Origin of the sequence: Enterococcus sp. AZ080 (assembly GCF_051714945.1) — a bacterium.
In the GTDB taxonomy this organism is placed as follows: domain Bacteria; phylum Bacillota; class Bacilli; order Lactobacillales; family Enterococcaceae; genus Enterococcus_B; species Enterococcus_B pernyi.
The window spans coordinates 2,131,407-2,149,227 of sequence record NZ_JBIOSV010000001.1 but is presented as its reverse complement, the minus strand read 5'-3'; the positions used below and the strand labels follow the sequence as shown (position 1 = coordinate 2,149,227).

17 protein-coding genes are annotated in these 17,821 nt (G+C 38.5%); 13 read left to right on the top strand and 4 right to left on the bottom strand.

The features are described 5' to 3' along the window. Positions 1 to 193 precede the first annotated feature (193 nt). The 7 genes from IGK01_RS10130 to rhaM all read left to right on the top strand — a co-directional run bounded on the left by IGK01_RS10130 (position 194) and on the right by rhaM (position 7,257). Complete coding sequence (locus tag IGK01_RS10130) at positions 194 to 826, top strand: response regulator transcription factor (RefSeq protein WP_010734789.1); 633 nt, start codon at positions 194 to 196, stop codon at positions 824 to 826. Continuing rightward, on the top strand, positions 827 to 1,957 hold the full coding sequence (locus tag IGK01_RS10125; RefSeq protein WP_438840719.1) for a sensor histidine kinase: 1,131 nt from the start codon (positions 827 to 829) through the stop codon (positions 1,955 to 1,957). A 65-nt stretch (positions 1,958 to 2,022) separates the two neighbouring features. Then, positions 2,023 to 2,958: an ABC transporter ATP-binding protein gene (locus IGK01_RS10120; RefSeq protein WP_023520088.1), complete on the top strand. Its 936-nt coding sequence runs from the start codon at positions 2,023 to 2,025 to the stop codon at positions 2,956 to 2,958. Between the two features lie 11 nt (positions 2,959 to 2,969). Beyond that, on the top strand, positions 2,970 to 4,070 hold the full coding sequence (locus IGK01_RS10115) for an ABC transporter permease (protein ID WP_153830265.1): 1,101 nt from the start codon (positions 2,970 to 2,972) through the stop codon (positions 4,068 to 4,070). Next, the gene (locus IGK01_RS10110; protein ID WP_023520086.1) at positions 4,070 to 5,200 is read left to right on the top strand and encodes an ABC transporter permease; all 1,131 of its coding nucleotides are present in this window, start codon (positions 4,070 to 4,072) and stop codon (positions 5,198 to 5,200) included. The genes IGK01_RS10115 and IGK01_RS10110 overlap by 1 nt, the downstream gene beginning before the upstream one ends. A gap of 265 nt (positions 5,201 to 5,465) precedes the next feature. Then, the gene (locus tag IGK01_RS10105) at positions 5,466 to 6,536 is read left to right on the top strand and encodes a hypothetical protein (RefSeq protein ID WP_409173522.1); all 1,071 of its coding nucleotides are present in this window, start codon (positions 5,466 to 5,468) and stop codon (positions 6,534 to 6,536) included. A 397-nt stretch (positions 6,537 to 6,933) separates the two neighbouring features. Further along, positions 6,934 to 7,257 carry an L-rhamnose mutarotase gene (rhaM, locus tag IGK01_RS10100; protein WP_010734796.1) on the top strand — a complete coding sequence of 108 codons (324 nt, stop codon included), beginning with the start codon at positions 6,934 to 6,936 and terminating at the stop codon, positions 7,255 to 7,257. A 73-nt stretch (positions 7,258 to 7,330) separates the two neighbouring features. On the opposite strand, the gene IGK01_RS10095 is transcribed toward rhaM, so the two are convergent. Further along, on the bottom strand, positions 7,331 to 9,271 hold the full coding sequence (locus IGK01_RS10095; RefSeq protein WP_438840718.1) for an ABC-F family ATP-binding cassette domain-containing protein: 1,941 nt from the start codon (positions 9,269 to 9,271) through the stop codon (positions 7,331 to 7,333). A 215-nt stretch (positions 9,272 to 9,486) separates the two neighbouring features. Here IGK01_RS10095 and IGK01_RS10090 point away from each other — a divergent pair, with 215 nt between their 5' ends. Together IGK01_RS10090 and IGK01_RS10085 are read left to right on the top strand one after the other, a co-directional pair. Next, positions 9,487 to 10,143, top strand: a complete 657-nt coding sequence (locus tag IGK01_RS10090) for a redox-sensing transcriptional repressor Rex (RefSeq protein WP_010734798.1) — start codon at positions 9,487 to 9,489, stop codon at positions 10,141 to 10,143. Positions 10,144 to 10,442: 299 nt separating this feature from the next. Then, positions 10,443 to 12,686 carry an ATP-binding cassette domain-containing protein gene (locus tag IGK01_RS10085; RefSeq protein ID WP_438840717.1) on the top strand — a complete coding sequence of 748 codons (2,244 nt, stop codon included), beginning with the start codon at positions 10,443 to 10,445 and terminating at the stop codon, positions 12,684 to 12,686. A 53-nt stretch (positions 12,687 to 12,739) separates the two neighbouring features. Here IGK01_RS10085 and IGK01_RS10080 read toward each other — a convergent pair whose 3' ends face one another. Next, positions 12,740 to 13,090, bottom strand: a complete 351-nt coding sequence (locus tag IGK01_RS10080; protein WP_224434150.1) for a thioredoxin family protein — start codon at positions 13,088 to 13,090, stop codon at positions 12,740 to 12,742. Between the two features lie 278 nt (positions 13,091 to 13,368). Between IGK01_RS10080 and IGK01_RS10075 the strand changes: the two genes are divergently transcribed. Beyond that, on the top strand, positions 13,369 to 14,292 hold the full coding sequence (locus IGK01_RS10075) for a permease (protein ID WP_023520083.1): 924 nt from the start codon (positions 13,369 to 13,371) through the stop codon (positions 14,290 to 14,292). A 10-nt stretch (positions 14,293 to 14,302) separates the two neighbouring features. Next, positions 14,303 to 15,142, top strand: coding sequence for a TIGR03943 family putative permease subunit (locus IGK01_RS10070; protein ID WP_062804858.1), 840 nt, complete (start codon positions 14,303 to 14,305; stop codon positions 15,140 to 15,142). Between the two features lie 158 nt (positions 15,143 to 15,300). On the opposite strand, the gene IGK01_RS10065 is transcribed toward IGK01_RS10070, so the two are convergent. Further along, the gene (locus tag IGK01_RS10065) at positions 15,301 to 15,774 is read right to left on the bottom strand and encodes a threonine/serine exporter family protein (RefSeq protein ID WP_010734803.1); all 474 of its coding nucleotides are present in this window, start codon (positions 15,772 to 15,774) and stop codon (positions 15,301 to 15,303) included. 15 nt (positions 15,775 to 15,789) lie between these two features. Beyond that, positions 15,790 to 16,542, bottom strand: a complete 753-nt coding sequence (locus IGK01_RS10060) for a threonine/serine exporter family protein (RefSeq protein ID WP_023520080.1) — start codon at positions 16,540 to 16,542, stop codon at positions 15,790 to 15,792. Positions 16,543 to 16,766: 224 nt separating this feature from the next. Between IGK01_RS10060 and IGK01_RS10055 the strand changes: the two genes are divergently transcribed. Together IGK01_RS10055 and IGK01_RS10050 are read left to right on the top strand one after the other, a co-directional pair. Then, positions 16,767 to 17,156, top strand: a complete 390-nt coding sequence (locus IGK01_RS10055) for a TetR/AcrR family transcriptional regulator (protein WP_010734805.1) — start codon at positions 16,767 to 16,769, stop codon at positions 17,154 to 17,156. A gap of 3 nt (positions 17,157 to 17,159) precedes the next feature. Next, positions 17,160 to 17,540, top strand: a complete 381-nt coding sequence (locus tag IGK01_RS10050; RefSeq protein WP_023520079.1) for a hypothetical protein — start codon at positions 17,160 to 17,162, stop codon at positions 17,538 to 17,540. Positions 17,541 to 17,821: the final 281 nt, after the last annotated feature.

Sequence of the window (17,821 nt, the reverse complement as noted above, 5' to 3'; positions counted from 1 at the left end):
TACGGGCTCAAACTTCTATTTGCTGATTCTTTCGAGTATACTATAAGAAAAGATCAAGTACGAGAGGCAAAAGAAATGAACTCATCAAAAAAAGATAACACATGCAAAGACTACTTTGTAAGTAGAAGCCAACACTTTTTGATTTGATTGCTTGTTACTCCTACTTGCTCAAAATAAAAAATGGAGAATCACTATGACAAACATTTTATTAGTAGATGATAGTGCACTGATTACAAGCGGCTTAAAAATCATTTTAGAAAGTACAAACGATTTTCAAGTAGTGGGTATTTGTCATGATGGGCGTTCAGCTATTGCTTTTTGCGAAAAAAATCAAGTCGATCTTGTATTGATGGATGTCCGAATGCCGGGAATGGATGGCGTCACTGCTACGCAACAGATTACGGAAGAATATCAGATACCTGTCATCATTTTAACTACGTTTGATGAAGATCGTTACATAGAGGAAGGGATACGCAACGGTGCAAGTGGTTACTTGCTGAAAACAACTCCTCCTGAAGCGGTGATCCAAGCAATCAAGAGTGTGTTACAGGGACAAACGATCCTTTCGAAAGAAATCCTCGTGAAGGCAACGCAACAATTAGGTAACAAGAATGATCAAGAAGCAGATCTCTCCTTACTGACGGAACGAGAGCAAGAAATAGCCTACCTCGTCGCAAAAGGAATGACAAATAAAGTGATTGCGCAAACACTATTTTTAAGTGAAGGAACTGTCCATAACAATCTTTCAATGATTTTAAAAAAATTGAACTTGGATCATCGTACGCAATTAGCGATCTATGTTCTCACAGGTGAGGTTATGACGTAGATGCAAACAATCAAATTATCGATCAACTTGCTATCGATCATTGGTTTGATCGGGTTGATGATCTATCAAACATCCGCTACCATTTTGATGTTTGTCATTAGTTTAAGTATGGTATGGTTGACATTTTTTTTCTTAGGCGAAAGTTTTCAGAAACATCGGCCTTGGTTTGTTGCTTTGCAATTGATCAGTGTTCTATTGAGTTTGATTTTTGTCGAACAAGCGATTTTTCTATTGTCACTTTCCTTGCTGCAAGGTTATTTTTGCTTCCAAAAATCATGGTTACTTTTAGTCGTAGCCTTGATCAATTATAGTGTTGGCAGCTTTTTTCTCTCTGATTCACTTTATTTTCTCTTTGTACTGTGGGTAAGTGGGATGATCAGTATCGTTTGGTCTGCGGAAAAAATGATGAAACAACAAGAAGAGTTAACTACTTCTTCCGATTTTTTACGGATTGAACGAAACAAATTATCAAAACTCTTTGCACAAAGCACTTTGAATGCTGAAGCGATGCAAAAAGAAGCAACGTTAGTAGAAAGACAACGGATCATTCATGAAATCCATGACCATCTTGGGCACGACTTAACGAGTTGCTTGATCCAAATAGAGGCGGCAAAGGTCATCAATCGAGAACAACCGGAACAAGCGCATCAATTATTGAGTCAATCTGCTGGTCGCTTAAGAAAGTCGATCAACGAAGTGCGCAACGTGTTACATGACGAGCGACCAAAGAATGAAGCCTTGAACATCAATAAAGTAAAGGCTGAACTCCAACGTTTCTCCGAGACTCACCAGATTATCGTGGATTTCCAATATAGCGGTTCCTTAGATAAAATCAGTCGTTTTCATTGGCAAGTATTAGCGGCGAATTTGAAAGAGTTTTTGACGAATACGTTGAAATATAGTGAAGCTTCAACGGTTACGGTGCGTTTACATGTGTATCAAAAATTTTTACGATTTGAATCGAAGAACAATGGAAAAAGTGCAATAGACTATCGTAAAGGTCTGGGGATCGTAGGAATGGAAGAACGAACAGCCGTATTGAGCGGCAAATTGTTGATCGATGGAACGGATGGTTTTCACATCACCACGATATTACCTTTTGATGAAGAACATGAGATTTCTAATTCGTAAATCATGAGAAACTGTACTATTACAGTTTCTCTTTTTTTTATAAAATAAAGAAAAGGAGTGATTGAATGAATATACTCAGTGTGCAAAAATTGACAAAAAAATTTGGACAGAAAATTGCTGTGGATGGTGTGTCATTTGAAGTACCAGAAGGAACGATTTTAGGGTTACTAGGTCCAAATGGAGCAGGAAAGTCAACCGTTATCAATATGATTACTGGTTTATTGAATAAGACATCTGGAACGGTTCAGTTGTTTTCAGAAGAGATGAGCGAGCGAAAAAGAGAACTTAGGCGAAAATTAGGCGTTGTTCCGCAAGAGTTAGCGATTTATTATGATTTGTCTGCTGAAGAAAATGTCCGCTTTTTTTGTGGGCTATATGGACTCAGAGGGGAAGAACTAAAAAAGAATGTAGAAAAGGCATTGAGAACGGTTGATTTGTATGAACGAAGAAAAGAGCGACCGAGTGCTTTTTCTGGAGGAATGCAACGACGATTGAATATTGCAATGGCGATTGCCCATCAACCTGCTTTACTGATCATGGATGAACCGACAGTGGGGATCGATCCACAATCTAGAAATTATATTTTAGATGCCATTGAAAAAATGAAAGAAAACGGTACGACGATCATCTATACGAGTCACTATATGGAAGAAGTCGCACGTTTGGCGGATGAAATCGTCATTATTGATAAAGGTCAAGTGATTGCTATCGGTAGTGAAGAAGAATTGGTGAATCTCGTCACGGATAAAATCAATCTGCAAATCACTGTGGAGAATCCAGAGGCACTGGATTTAGAAGAAATCAATAATATTAACGGGATCATCAATGTTTCACTCGACAAACAGCAAGTACAGATCGTGACGGTGCTTGAGAGCAAATTGTTGAATCAAATATTAATGATACTGATCAAGCAAGAAGTTAGCGTAGTCGATGTACTGCAACAAGCTCCAGATTTAGAAACAGTTTTTCTTAGTTTGACTGGACGTAATCTACGTGATTAGGAGGAGTGAGTATGAATGAAAGAATAATTATCCGGACCCTGATACAAAATTTTCGTGAAAAATCCAATTACATTTATTATCTCGCTTTTCCGATCACGTTGATGTTTATTCTAGGGGCCGTCCTCCAAGGTGTATTCAATAATGACATAACCTCTGATATGGAGCCATTGACGGTACAATATCAGGTAGACGATCAAGAAGTTCGTGAAATATTCCAACAAGTAAGTTCTTTTGCAGAAGGTGCTATTCATTTTGAAGAAGTGACAAATGAAAAGGAAGGATTAGCGAATATAAGACAACAAGAAGCTGATGCTTACTTACATTTTTCCGATCGCATCGAAGTGCAGAGTCGGGAATTGACCAATGTAGAAAAAACAATCCTACAAAGCTATCTAGTAGAAATCGTACAGGAAATCAAACGACAAAGTTTCATTATGGAACAGCACTTGCCACCAACTACTGGCCTAGTTTCAGCAGAGCAGTTTACAGAGGCGATTGTCGTCGATCAAGAAAATCAACGAGAAAGCGCATCTTCCTACCAATACTATGCGATTGCTATGATTAGTCTATTTGTTTTATATTTTTCTGAAATTGGTCTGAGCATGTTTCGAGAAGCACGACAGCATGGAACGGTGCAAAGAGAATTAGTCACGCCACTTAGCCGTAAAACAATCATTTTTTCGACATTTTCTGGACACTTCATATTTGGCATGTTGGTAGTGTTGGTCTTGATGCTCATCTCTCAATTTTTATTTGATGTTCCATGGTATTTAAGATTTGGCTTTTCTTACCTAAACTTAATCGCACTTATGGGCAGTTTTCTCGCACTCGGTTTATTTTTAGAAACCATTGGAGACCGTGATGAAAAAAGAATTGGTTCTGGCATTACCCAGATATTTATTCAACTCACTGGATTTTTAGGTGGTGCCTATTTTCCAACGAATGAAACAATGATGGGATTGTCACCATTAGGTTGGGTTTTAGCATCTGTAAGAGAAAGTTTGTGGACCAACAATTCCTTACAAGGGTTAGGTATCTATGGAAATTTTGGGTTAATGTTTGTTTTACTCATGTCGTCAGTCGTCATTTTAGATAAAAGGGAGGTATTCTAATGAGAGATATCTTTTGGATCGTTAGAGAACGGTTGGTTCTTTGGAGAAATCGACCATTGCAAATCTTGTTTCTTTTAGGAATTCCTTTCTTGAGTGTCGTCCTTTATCTTTTTGCTTATGGAGATCAAGAAACGAATCTACTGACGATAGGGGTAGTTGATCAGGACCGCTCATCCTATAGTGAGTTGCTTATTGAAAGTTTGGAAAAACGAGTCAGCGTTCAGGAAATTGGTTCAGTAGAAGAAATCGATCAGGTTCTTTCCCGACAACAGGCGGTGGCAGTCATCACAATCCCTAAAGGTTATCAAGAAAATGTTTCTGAAAATACGAAACTCTCTCTCCGAACATTCCAAAAAGGGGAGCTGTTGGAGAATATCGACCGATTGACCCAACGCGCATTGGCAGAAGTTTCTAGTATCCATCTGTTAGCAGAAGCTGAAGGGGAGGACGAATCGCTGGAACGCTTGAAAGAATCGACAGAAATCGAGATCAAGCAAGTAGATCAAAGCACAACGACCGAACGAATGTCAGTGCAAATCGTTGGCTTTTTGTTGATGATGTTTCTTTTCCAAGCAGGTAATTTTGGAACGACGACGATTCAACAAGAACGACGAAATAAAATTTATACGCGTTTGATGACGACTTCAGTAGCTAAAAGTACGTATTTTATCGGGACAACGATTTTTGCGACATTCGCTATGCTGATCCAAGTAATGTTAGCAGTTATCGTCATGACAAGTCTATTCAACATCGACCCAGGGTTAAGCGCTTTTGATTTGATTGGCCTACTAAGTCTATTTAGTTTATTAGCGGTAGGTTGGTCGATCGCGATTGGTGTGCTTGCACCAAGTACAAGTGTGGCAGCGGCTTTGCAAAGTATTTTGATTACCGTCACAAGTTTACTATCGGGTGCTTTGATCCCCCATGAGGTGATGCCAGAATTGATGCAGAACGTATCGATGATTACTCCGCAATATTGGGTCTTGACGATTATCAAAAACCTTCAATCCGGACAAACATGGGGAGCTAACAGTAGGGAAATACTCATCTTGGTCATTTATATTCTATTCTTTCTAAGTTTGGCGATATATGGATATACGAGAAGAACGAGGCAAGAAGTATATAGCTGAGCAAAAAAGCGTGAGGTAATTCATGATGGATACGCCAAATTAAAAGAAAAACAAGAGACCGATACAGAAGTATTTAACCTCGAAAAATAAGGCGTCATCCACGGAATTTGTGTTTCAAATTTTTGTGGATGGCGCCTTGTTTTTGAAGAGGTTAAGTTCAATAAAAACGTCAAGTCTTTTTTTTGCATGTATAAGAAAAGAAAGGCGAACGAATCGATTTACAAACTGTATACTCATTTTATCAACAGAAACAAGGAGGAATATTATGAGAATCAGCCAACGTATCAGGAATATCTTTAGTCAAAATCAGGAACCAACCTTGACGATTGAAAATCAACAAACTTCTTTTAATGAGTTTGACAAAACGGTCAAAGAAGAAGTAGAGAAAATTCTAAAACACCAGATACCTGACGGGGCTTGGTCAAGTAAGGAAGCTGCCATCATTCGCCTCCAACAAGCAGAAAAAATTGCAATCAACTGCAAAGACAGTGGACAAAATGAGTTGACTAATCAAATAACTAAGTATTACGATAAAAATTTCTATTTATCGGATTATATACATTTATGGTTAAGTATCGATAAAGAAAAACTTGAGCAATTTCAGCAACAGAAAAATCGAACAATCGATGGAAATGTCGATGCTAGTGTGCTTACGAGATTAGTTCAGTCATTAGAAGAAACCGTTGATATACGAAAGGGAATCCTTCAGTTCTGCTTAAAGAATCCAAAGTACAATCGACTGCTGAAGGATGAGGTAAGAGAAGAAGTGAGCCACCGAGCGAAACCTAGCTTTTTTATGCTTGATCCGATGATCCAAGAATATTTGAAAGACATGGACAAGCAAGAAGCCGCTATTCCATCAACGAATGTTCAAGAAGATTCATTGACTAACCTGTCATCAGAGAGCGTATTAGAAAAAAATAATCGTCTGAAACAAGAACAGGATGCTAGACGAGTGGGTGTATTTGAAACGGTGATGGTTCAAAATAGAAAAATGACCATCCTAGAAAAAAACAAAGAGCCCCAAGAATTAGGAACAGCGTCATCAAAAGATGATCAGAGTCAAAAAAAACAGTTATCATCAGTGCTAGATGCGAGCAAGAATAGCGCCAGACAAAAAAATAAGAAGGCTATTATCATCGCGAATAGGAAAGTAACCATTTATCAAAAGAAACAAAAATCAATGAATAATAGAAGAAGATTCGTCTTTATTCGGAACCAACTAAGAAAACTTAATTTCAGAAATCGAAAAAAAATAAGTTTCTTAAAGCAACAAGCAAAAGCAAGCAAGAAAGTAAGAAGTAGACGAACCGATTACTTTAACTACCTTAGATAAGGGGAAAACAAGGTGTAAAGTTTATCCTATGGAATGATTATCTTGTTACTAAGTAACTAAAGGACTTGGCATTTTACTTTTTCTTAATGAATTATCCTAACAAAAGACAAATATTATAGTGAAAATTCTTCAAACTTTTCTTCTATTCTATATACATACCAACCAACAACCCTATACTTTTTCATTTTTACTCCTCAAGTAAAAATAAACTCCTAGACCGCGGCCACCCACCGCGGTCGCTTTTTTGTCCTATGATGAATTCCTGTGAATCTGCCACCATTATCCTTATTTTTTGCTATTGTAAACGCTTGCTTTAAATTGGAAAATAAAGAAGTAAGAACCAAATGATAATTGCTAGGGTCGAGCAGATCGAACAATCAGTGAAAGGGGAATAAAAATGATCAAAAAAGCAGTAAAAATGAAGTTGTACCCAGGATACGAAGCAGAGTACCTCAAAAGACACCATGAATTGTGGCCGGAGATGCGTGACATGTTGGCTGAACATGGTGCGCGCTCTTATTCGATTTTTCTTGATCCAGAAACAAATACTCTTTTTGGGTATCTAGAGATTGAAGATGAAGAAAAATGGCGCCATGTACCAGAAACAGCAATCAATCAAAAGTGGTGGGTGTTCATGGAAGATCTGATGGAAACAAATCCAGACCATTCTCCAGTAACTGTCGAATTGAAACATGTTTTCGATTTATATCAACAAGTCTAAAGTAAAACCGCTGAAAGCAGGATATAAAGCCAGCTTTCAGCGGTTTTGTTTAAAAAGGATGACAGGAGCGAGTCTATTGATTATTTTCGATTTCTTCTAACTCAAGACTCAAGTTTTCCCATTCAGACAACTTTTCTTCTTGTAGTTGATGTGCTTCATCAAGCGCTTGATTTAATTCATTCAATTTGACATGATCATCTAATACAGCAGGAGAAACCATCTGTTGTTCGAGTTCATCCACTGTTTCTTCTAGTTGAGCCATATCTTCTTCGATTTGCGTGATCTTACGTTGCAAGCTCCGCATGATCTTTTGTTGCTCTTTGCTTTGGAAGTAAGTGGATTTGTTTGTTGAAGGCGTGCTGACCTCAGGTTGTTCAGCTGCTAACAGTTCTGCAATTTCTTCTTCTTCTTTTTTCTTTTCTAAATAATAATCATAGTCCCCCAAGTAGACTTTGCTTCCGTTTTCTGAGAGTTCAATGACTTTAGTGGCGATACGATTGATGAAGTAGCGGTCATGAGAGACAAAGAGCAATGTTCCTTCATAGTCGATCAATGCATTTTCCAACACTTCTTTATTGTCGATATCTAAGTGGTTGGTTGGCTCATCTAAAATCAAAAAGTTCTCTTGATTCATTGCTAGCTTAGCTAACGCGACACGTGCCTTCTCTCCACCACTTAACAAGGGGATCGTTTTTTCAACGTCTTCACCAGAAAATAAAAAAGCGCCTAAAATCGAACGGATATCTTTTTCTGGAACGGTTGGATGTTCATCCCACAATTCAGCTAGAATCGTTTTATTAGTGTGCAGTTCCGCTTGTCCTTGATCGTAATAACCAATGCTGACATTCGTACCAAGTGTTTCTTTTCCACGGATGAAAGGCAGCTGTTGGATGATCGATTTTAGTAAAGTGGATTTACCGATTCCATTTGGTCCCACTAATGCGATTGCTTCTTGACGACGGATATCCAAGTTGATTGGTTCAGATAAGATGGTGCCGTCATAGCCAATAGCGGCATCTTCTACTTGCAACACAACATTTCCCGAAGGTTTCGCCACGTTGAAGAGAAAATGAGCTTGTTTCTCATCTCCTTGTGGACGGTCTAACCGTTCCATTTTTTCTAATGCTTTTCGACGACTTTGGGCACGTTTTGTCGTTGACGCACGGACAAGATTTCTGGCAACAAAATCTTCGAGTTTATTGATTTCTGTTTGTTGTTTTTCATAGGCTTTCCAATCAGAAGCTAATTGTTCAGCTTTCATATCTAAATATTTGGAATAATTTCCTTTATAGTGACGCATCTTTTTCCGACTTAGTTCATATACCTCAGTCGCCACTTTATCCAAGAAATAACGGTCATGGGAGACAATCAGAAGGGCACCAGTATAACTTTGCAAATAGTTTTCCAACCAAGCAAGTGTTTCGATGTCCAAGTGGTTGGTTGGCTCATCCAGGATCAAGATATCTGGATGTTGTAAAAGCATCCTAGCTAAAGCTAATCTTGTTTTTTGACCACCAGATAACGTATCGATTCTTTGCTCGTAAAACGACGGATCAAATTTGAATCCATGCAATACAGAGCGAATTTCATTTTCATAACTATAGCCGTTCTTATCAGAAAAATCATGCTGCAATTTATCATATTCTTTCAAGAAGGCTTGATAAGCCGGCGTGTCAAGAGTGCCTTCACTGATAAATACTTCAAGGTCACGCATCCGCTGTTCCATCAAGCGCACTTCTTCAAATGCTTTTAGCATCTCATTCCAGACGGTTTCAGTGGAATCTAATCCTGTATCTTGGGCCAAATAACCAAGGGTAGCTGTTTTATTTTTTGCGATATTACCTACATCTGGGGCTTCAATGCCAGCAATGATTTTTAATAATGTCGATTTACCGGCGCCGTTACGTCCGACTAAAGCGATACGTGCGCCCGTTTGGATCTCTAAGTGGATATTTTCAAATAAAATCTCAGCGCCAAAATGGCGAGCGATTTGATTGGCTTGTAATAGTATCATCGAATCCTCTTTTCTACTTTGTGAATTATCCTAGAATTTCATGGACTTTTTCTATTGTAGTCTACCACAAATTCATAGTTACTGCGAGGTTCTGAGAAGCTAGGAAAATGAGAATAAGAATAAAAATTCACAATATACAAGCAACGAAATTGATTTTTTTGTGTAAGTACTGATATGATGTATAAATCGAGAAGAAATACAGTGGAGGTAATGAAGTGAAAGACCATGTAATTCCAAAGGCAACCGCAAAACGCCTGCCTTTATATTATCGTTATTTAAGAATCTTGAATAACGCAGGTAAGAAAAAAGTTTCATCAACTGAACTAAGTGAAGCAGTCCAAGTAGATAGTGCGACGATCCGTCGTGATTTTTCCTATTTCGGCGAACTAGGAAAACGTGGTTACGGTTATGATGTAGAGGACTTGATGCATTTCTTTGCAAAAACCTTGAATGATGACCAATTGACGAACGTTGCATTGATCGGGGTCGGTAATCTAGGAAGTGCTTTGTTGAAATATAAGTTTCACCAAAGTAATAGTATCCGTGTCAGCTGCGCTTTTGACGTGAACCCAGAAATCGTGGGTCGGATCGTTGATGGTATCCCCGTTTATCCAATGGATGACATGATCGAACAAATCAAGATCCAACAAATCGAAGTGGCAATCTTAACGATACCTGCCGAAAAAGCACAAGAAGTAGTGAATCGTTTGACAGAAGCTGGTGTCAAAGGGATATTAAACTTTACATCTGCTCGACTAAATGCACCATCCGAAGTATTGATCCAAAATGTCGATTTGACGAACGAGTTACAAACGTTGATCTACTTCTTGCATTCCGATGCGTCCTTGCATGAGCATGACGACAACGAATAACCGGAAATAAAGAAAAGTTAAACCATCAATGACAAACTATTTTTCTATTCACTAGAAAAAATAGTTTGTTTTTTTATGATCTTTTTTAGAAATAGATAAAAATAAGTGATATTTTCCTTCATTGGCGTCTCTTCAATTAGGAGGCTGATAGGTGAACAACTGAAAGCTTCGAAATTTATTATAGTGATACATTGTTTCTGTGTTATAATAATACTTCACCAAAAAAATCGAGGGAATACGGGAGGATCAGCAATGCAGGAATATATCAGGATACATAATGCCAGACGGGAGGATCAGCAATGCAGGAATATATCAGGATACATAATGCCAGACAGAACAATCTAAAAGGGTTTGATTTACAAATCCCAAAAAGAAAGATCACGATTTTTACAGGTGTCTCCGGTTCGGGAAAATCTTCCATCGTTTTTGATACGATTGCCCAAGAAGCGGGAAGACAACTCAATGAAAATTTCTCTAAATTTGTGCAGAATTTCTTACCTAAGTATAGTCAGCCAGAAGCAGATGCCATCGACAATTTATCTATGGCAGTCGTTGTAGATCAAAGCCGTTTAGGTGGAAATTCGCGTTCAACACTAGGAACGATCACAGATATCAACCCACTGATCCGCTTGCTTTTCTCTCGTATTGGCATTCCCCATTTAGGCCCCGCTTGGAATTTCTCATTCAATGATCCTCACGGCATGTGCCCAGCGTGTGAAGGGATTGGTCGGATCGTTGGATTGAATCTAGACAAAGCGTTAGATTTAGAAAAATCGTTGAATGAAGGAGCGATTATACTTCCAGGCTACAAAGTCGGATCTTGGTTATTGAAGTCTTTCACGAACACAGGTTTTTTTGACAATGATAAGCCATTAAAGGATTATTCAACAGAAGAAATGGAAAAGTTCTTGTATGCTTCAGGAGAAAAAATCGATTCGTTGTATATGGAAGGGATGAGTTCGACCTATGAGGGATTAGTGGCACGTTTCAATCGTTCCAATATCAAAGGGGGCAATGAGAGCTCTGCCGCGACCCAGAAAAAAATCGCAGCGTTCATGGATGAACAAAGATGTCCAGAATGTCAGGGAAAACGATTCAATCAAAAGGTTTTGGGCTGCAAGATCAACGGATATTCAATCGCAGATTTCTTAGCGATGCAACTGGATGAACTATTAGAAATCTTACCGGGGATCACAGATGAAATGATCCAACCAGTGTTGAAAAATCTCCAATCACGACTACAAGATCTGATCAATATTGGGTTAGATTACGTTTCTTTAGATCGCGAGCCAGCGACTTTATCTGGAGGAGAAAGCCAACGAGTGAAAATGGTCAAGCACTTATCTTCTAGTTTGAATGACGTCATTTATATCTTCGATGAGCCTAGTATTGGGTTACATCCACGAGATGTTCATCGGTTAAACGAACTATTGATCAAATTGCGTGATAAAGGAAACACGGTCATTGTTGTAGAACATGATCCAGATGTCATCAAAGCAGCAGATCATATCATTGACGTTGGACCAAAAGCAGGAAAAAATGGTGGGTATATCACCTATGAAGGTAGTTACGAAGGATTACTGGCTTCAGATACATTGACAGGAAAAGCTTTTGGACAAATGACAGATTTCAAACAGGAGCCAAGAAAAACAGACAAGTTTATTGAAACTTCAAAATCGACATTGCATAATCTTAAAAATACTTCTCTCAGAGTACCATTAGGTGTTTTTACAGTAGTGACCGGAGTAGCTGGTTCAGGAAAGAGCAGTTTAGTGAATGGTGTGTTTGCGAAGGAGTACCCGGAAGCAATCAATATCGATCAGTCAGCTGTTGCAGGGAATATTCGTTCTAACCCAGCGACTTATTCAGGGATCATGAACGATATCCGCAAGGTCTTCTCGTTGGAAAATAATGTTTCTGCCGGACTGTTCTCTTATAATTCAGAAGGGGCATGTGAAACTTGTAAAGGACATGGTCATATCAAAATGGAATTATCTTTTATGGATTCTGTAGAGGTCCTTTGCCAAGCCTGTGGCGGTAAACGATTCAAAGAAGAAGTTTATCAGTACAAATTAAAAGAGAAATCGATCGATGAAGTATTAGCGATGAGTGTGACTGAAGCGGTGGCATTTTTTGAAGAAAAATCGATTCAACGAAAATTGAAACAAATTTTAGAAGTAGGGCTAGGATATATGACGTTGGGACAACCGTTAAATACATTGTCAGGAGGAGAATGTCAACGGTTGAAACTGGCGAAAGAATTAAGTAAAAAAGGCAATATCTACATTATGGACGAACCAACAACCGGTTTACACATGGCAGATATCAAGAGTATCTTAGAAATCATCGAGCGGTTGGTCAATAAAGGCAATACGGTCATCGTCATTGAACATAACCTGGAAATCATGAAGGCGGCAGATTGGTTGATCGATGTAGGGATCGATGGGGGAATTCGTGGTGGCGAGATCCTTTATGAAGAAACACCAGAAAAAATCGTTACTTGTGAACAGTCGATCACAGCTCGTTATTTGATGGATGTTTAAATAAAAAGAGCGACAAGTCATTGTTTGTAGAAAATGACTTGTCGCTCTTTTTTCTAGTGATCAAATAAAGTATCGTAGCCGATTTGATCACTTGATTCATTTAATTGATCTAAACGCTTTGTCAGTTGTTCAAATTGAATAAAGCGGGCTTGTCGCTCGACTTCTTTTCCAAAATGGAAGAGCAAGATCACTGGTGCAGTAAATGTTTGGAATGTGCCAGCTACTTCCGGCATCTCGAAGGCATCTAAATGATACGCTGGGAAATTATAATGAGTCAATAATTGTTCCAATTTTGGCACTACTGCATGACAAACACTACAATTGGGGGTGGAAATCGCAAGCACGACAGTCGGTTCTTCTTGGATAGTTTTTAAGACTTCAGTTAAATCATGGGTTTCTTTCATGGTGATAACTCCTTAAGGTTACTTTTAGCACATCGCTAATTCGATGGTGAAAAAGTATTCAGTCGTATACAGATAGAAAATAGGCAAATGACTCTCTTCTTTTTACCTGAATCTTCATCTTAGCTGTGCTAAAAGTAAATCCTTATGACGGAGATGTCAATAAAAAAGCTTTTTTTGATTTCTTAAACTTATGAAAAAAATTTAAGCTTTCTTGTATTTTATTGAAGAAAAGCGTATATTGATGGGCGAATGAAGTTCAAATGACAAGGAGAAATTATATGTTTTCGTTTATTCCAAATTCGGTATCGCAGATGGGAACGATTTTTTTATCGATCGTTATCGAAGCCTTGCCGTTTGTTTTATTGGGATGTATCATCTCAGGTGCTTTACAAGTATTTTTGACCCCCGAACGTGTCAAACGATGGTTACCTAAAAATCGCTTTTTATCGATTATTGTTGGGTCTATTTTAGGTTTTTTCTTTCCTTCATGTGAATGTGGGATCGTTCCAATCGTTCATCAGTTTGTAAAAAAAGGGGTTCCTGTCCACACAGCATTTGCGTTTATGCTCACTGCGCCAATCATTAATCCAGTCGTGATCTTTTCAACTTTTATTGCATTTGGCAATACTTGGAAAATGGCGGGACTGCGCATGTTAGGAAGTTTTATTGTCGCACTGATTGTAGGTGTCTGGTTGGCCTATATCCAAAAAGGCACAATCTTGAAGTCTTCATTTGATTCAGCGATGGTTGAGCCTAACTCCCATACACATGAGCATGAGGAAGTGGAAGCAATCGCACCACAGAAATGGGGATATCGAATCCTCCATGTCTTGACTCACTCGATTGATGAGTTCTTCGATACGGGCCGCTATTTGATCATTGGCGGTTTGATTGCTGCAGGGATGCAAACCTATTTACCTACGAGAGTGATGTTGACGTTAGGTTCGACAAAGCTATTAGCCATTTTGATCATGCTAGTATTGGCATTCACGATGTCTCTTTGTTCCGAGGCGGATGCGTTTATTGGTTCCTCTTTGTTAAGTCTTTTTGGAACAGCGCCAGTTGTTGCTTTCTTAGTTTTTGGACCAATGGTGGATATCAAAAACCTATTGATGATGAAACGTTACTTCAACACACGCTTCATCGTTTCATTGATCGGGCTGATTGCCTTAAGTGTTATCGGCTTTACACTATTTATTTAGGAGGAGAATCATGCTGCGATTTTTGATTTTATCTGGTTATTTTGAAATGATGATGTATCTTCAAGTTTCAGGGCGTTTAGATCAATACATCAATGTCCATTATCGTTATTTGGCAGTATTATCGATGGTTTTATCTGCCTTACTAGCCTTAGTTCAGTTGTATCTTTGGGTAAAAGCAGATGGAAAAAAAGGAGTCCATGAGTCCCATGATTCTCATGATCACGGATTATCAAAACCGTATCAGCGTTGGATTGCTTATCTCTTATTAGCCTTGCCGATCGTTGTAGGAACACTGTTTCCGACAGTTAGTTTAAACACAACGATCGTGGAAGCGAAAGGGTTCAACTTTCCACTAAGCAAAGAATCTGTCGGTGATCCACAAGTGCAAACGCAATATTTGAAACCAGATACGAGTATTTATTTCAATAAATCCGACTATCAAGATCAAATGAATGAGTTAAAAGACAAATACGAAGATGAACAAACGATTGCGATCACAGACGATAATTATTTAGAGATCATGGAATTGATCTACAACTATCCAAGCGAATTCATTGGTAAGAAAGTCTCTTATGAAGGCTTTATCTATCAGTCGAAAAATGACAAGGCTACTGATACCTTTCTCTTTCGATTTGGGATCATCCACTGTGTTGCTGATTCCGGGGTTTTTGGATTGTTGACGCATCTGCCAGAAGGAATGACTGTGAAAAATGATGACTGGTACAAAGTCGAAGGAACGATCCAAACCGATTTTTATCAACCTTTCAAGCGAGAGATTCCTTCAGTCGTAGTGACGAAAGTAGAAAAAATCACTGCTCCTGAAAATCAATATGTGTATCGTGCATTTTAAATGAACGAAATAAAGTTGTAGTCATGTACAACACAAATAAAAAAGTGATAAGAGATGAAACTCGTAAGAATTTCCTCTCTTATCACTTTTTTTATTAAAGCTTGCAAGAATCCCACAGTATGATTGCTCTGTACAAAAAAGATTAAAGCGAGAAACGCTCATTTTTTCTTTCTTCTCTTCAATACAATCGCTTCACGTTTCAGTTTAAAACTACGGATATTGTGGTTGAATACTTCTGATATCACTAGACCTAAGGCAATCGCTCCAGCAATCATGATCGCTTGAACAGTGAAAAATGCCGCATCTTGATAAGCACCTGTAACTAAACTGCGAACAGCTTGATAGGCTAAGCCTCCAGGAACCAGTGGTACCATACCGGGGATATTGAAAATCGTGACGGGCATTTTTAGTTGTTTAGAAAAAAGATCACTAGCAAACGCAACGCCTAATGAACCTAGTAATGAACCTAAAGCTGCACCGCCACCCATAGCTAGACACAACCAATAGATCATCCAACCTACGGCACCAGCTAAACCACACCAAACTAAGGCTTTCCTTGGTACATTAGTGATGATTGCAAAGGCAGCGGTCGCTAAAAAGCTAAAAGAAAATTGAATCAATACATGCCACATGGCTAAAGTCCTTTCTTAGTAGAAGATTTGAAAGATAAAGGCGATTGCAAAACCAATCATCGCCGCAGTCATCATCGCTTCTGCTCCACGAGAAACACCAGAAACGTAGTGCCCCGCTAATAGATCACGAATCGCGTTGGTGATTTGAACACCAGGAACCAACGGCATGACACAACCAATGATGATCAAATCCTGATTGAGACCGATTCCTAAACGCACACTTAAAATAGCGGCAATGCCGATAATCAAAGAGGAAAGGAATTCAGCTAAAAACTTGATTCTAAAAAAACGCAAACTGCAAAGATAAACAATGTAGCCCACTCCACCAATCGACAATGTGATCGGTAAATCTTTCAATTCGCCACCAAATAAAATCATGATCGTCCCGCTAATGATAGCAGCGCTGATGATTTGTAGCCATACTGGGAACATCCGACGATCTTTCTCGACTTCTTGTAATGCGCTATATAGTTCTTCCAAAGTCAATTCATTGGCAACATATTTTCTTGAAAGATTATTGACCTTGACTACTCTTTCTAAATTGATCGTTCGATTGGTGATTTGTTCCATGCGGATCGTCGAAGTCCGATCAAATCCGATAAATAGTCCTGTTTGGGTCACGTAGCTAACTAAGCGATAATTTCCAGAAGCAGAAGCGATCCGACTCATCGTATCTTCTACACGGTACATCTCTGCATTACTTTCCGTCATTATTTTTCCCGCCAATAAACAGGTATTAAGCAATAAATCTAAATCTCTTTCTGGCATGGCATTTTCTCCAATAGTTGTTTTCTTGTATTTATTTTACTACAAACAAATTGGAAAACGTATAAAAAGAAAACTTGAATCAAAAAAATAAGCAGTGAAAGGTAAAATAAGATCCAAGTGAGAGCAATGCAGAAGAGATCCAAGTGTTAAGTCAACAGTTAGGCTAAATCAAGCTTTTTGGTTAATTGTTGACCAATCGTTCAATAATGTGGCATAATTAAGTTATGGGAAGAACGAGAGAATTTAATGAAGAGAAAGTTTTACTAGAATCGGCAAAAATATTTGCCAAAAATGGGTATGCAGGGACGTCGATCAGTCAATTGGTAAAAGCGACTGGCTTGCTTCGAGGAAGTTTATACTCTGCTTATTATAGTAAAGCTGGTTTATTTACGACTTGCTTTAACTATATAGCTGAAGATGGAGTGACCGATAATGGGTTATTGATTGATTTATTGATCATCGCATTATTAGAACGTACGGCAGATGACAACGAAGTAAAGAAAGTCGCACAGAAGGTAATCACCGCTTTGGAAGAGAAAAACGAAGGTTCGATTGAAACGATCATTGCTGATCGAGTCATGCGTCGAGCGGATCTTACGGACAGGGGGAAGTAGAAAATGGCTAAAGTTGAAATCCAAAATGATCGATTGATCATCAGTATGGAGGGCGTACGAAAACTGTGGGCATTGAAAAATGAAATATCCACACCATTATCCAATGTATTAGGCGCAACTGTGGATGCCGATGTCTGGGAAGATACACCGAAATTTGGCGAAAAAAGAATGGGAGTTGATGCCTATGGACATTATTTTGCCGGAACATTCGTCCAAGATTCAAACAAGGTATTTTATGACCTCAAAAGAAAAGAAAACGCAGTCGTTATCACACTAAAAGATGAAGAATTCAATCGTCTCATCATTGGAGTAGAAGACCCAGAAGCAACAGTCGCGATGATTGAACAGGCAATGAACAGAGCAAACTTTGTAAAAGAAACTTGAAATAAGAATCGATGTTGAGCGCCTAATTGTCCTATCGGAAAACGTATTTACTTGGTGATAGAATAGATAAGAAGATCAATCGAATCGAGTGATGAAGTTTTAGTAACAACCTAGATTTCCTTTCACGTGGAAATTTAGGTTGTTTATTTTAGGAAATAGACTAAACATGCGTATATAATTTTTGAAGAAGGAATTGTTGAAAGAATTTAAATACTTCTTTATTTTAAAAAAGGGGAACGTATGTTAAGATTTATGAAGTTCGACTGAATAAAGGAGTAGAT

Excerpts from the sequence above, each read along its gene's own strand:
- IGK01_RS10130 (WP_010734789.1), top strand. The coding sequence starts at position 194 with ATGACAAACATTTTATTAGTAGATGATAGTGCACTGATTACAAGCGGC.
- IGK01_RS10125 (WP_438840719.1), top strand. The coding sequence starts at position 827 with ATGCAAACAATCAAATTATCGATCAACTTGCTATCGATCATTGGTTTG.
- IGK01_RS10120 (WP_023520088.1), top strand. The coding sequence starts at position 2,023 with ATGAATATACTCAGTGTGCAAAAATTGACAAAAAAATTTGGACAGAAA.
- IGK01_RS10115 (WP_153830265.1), top strand. The coding sequence starts at position 2,970 with ATGAATGAAAGAATAATTATCCGGACCCTGATACAAAATTTTCGTGAA.
- IGK01_RS10110 (WP_023520086.1), top strand. The coding sequence starts at position 4,070 with ATGAGAGATATCTTTTGGATCGTTAGAGAACGGTTGGTTCTTTGGAGA.
- IGK01_RS10105 (WP_409173522.1), top strand. The coding sequence starts at position 5,466 with ATGAGAATCAGCCAACGTATCAGGAATATCTTTAGTCAAAATCAGGAA.
- rhaM (WP_010734796.1), top strand. The coding sequence starts at position 6,934 with ATGATCAAAAAAGCAGTAAAAATGAAGTTGTACCCAGGATACGAAGCA.
- IGK01_RS10095 (WP_438840718.1), bottom strand. The coding sequence starts at position 9,271 with ATGATACTATTACAAGCCAATCAAATCGCTCGCCATTTTGGCGCTGAG.
- IGK01_RS10085 (WP_438840717.1), top strand. The coding sequence starts at position 10,443 with ATGCAGGAATATATCAGGATACATAATGCCAGACAGAACAATCTAAAA.
- IGK01_RS10080 (WP_224434150.1), bottom strand. The coding sequence starts at position 13,090 with ATGAAAGAAACCCATGATTTAACTGAAGTCTTAAAAACTATCCAAGAA.
- IGK01_RS10075 (WP_023520083.1), top strand. The coding sequence starts at position 13,369 with ATGTTTTCGTTTATTCCAAATTCGGTATCGCAGATGGGAACGATTTTT.
- IGK01_RS10070 (WP_062804858.1), top strand. The coding sequence starts at position 14,303 with ATGCTGCGATTTTTGATTTTATCTGGTTATTTTGAAATGATGATGTAT.
- IGK01_RS10065 (WP_010734803.1), bottom strand. The coding sequence starts at position 15,774 with ATGTGGCATGTATTGATTCAATTTTCTTTTAGCTTTTTAGCGACCGCT.
- IGK01_RS10060 (WP_023520080.1), bottom strand. The coding sequence starts at position 16,542 with ATGCCAGAAAGAGATTTAGATTTATTGCTTAATACCTGTTTATTGGCG.
- IGK01_RS10055 (WP_010734805.1), top strand. The coding sequence starts at position 16,767 with ATGGGAAGAACGAGAGAATTTAATGAAGAGAAAGTTTTACTAGAATCG.
- IGK01_RS10050 (WP_023520079.1), top strand. The coding sequence starts at position 17,160 with ATGGCTAAAGTTGAAATCCAAAATGATCGATTGATCATCAGTATGGAG.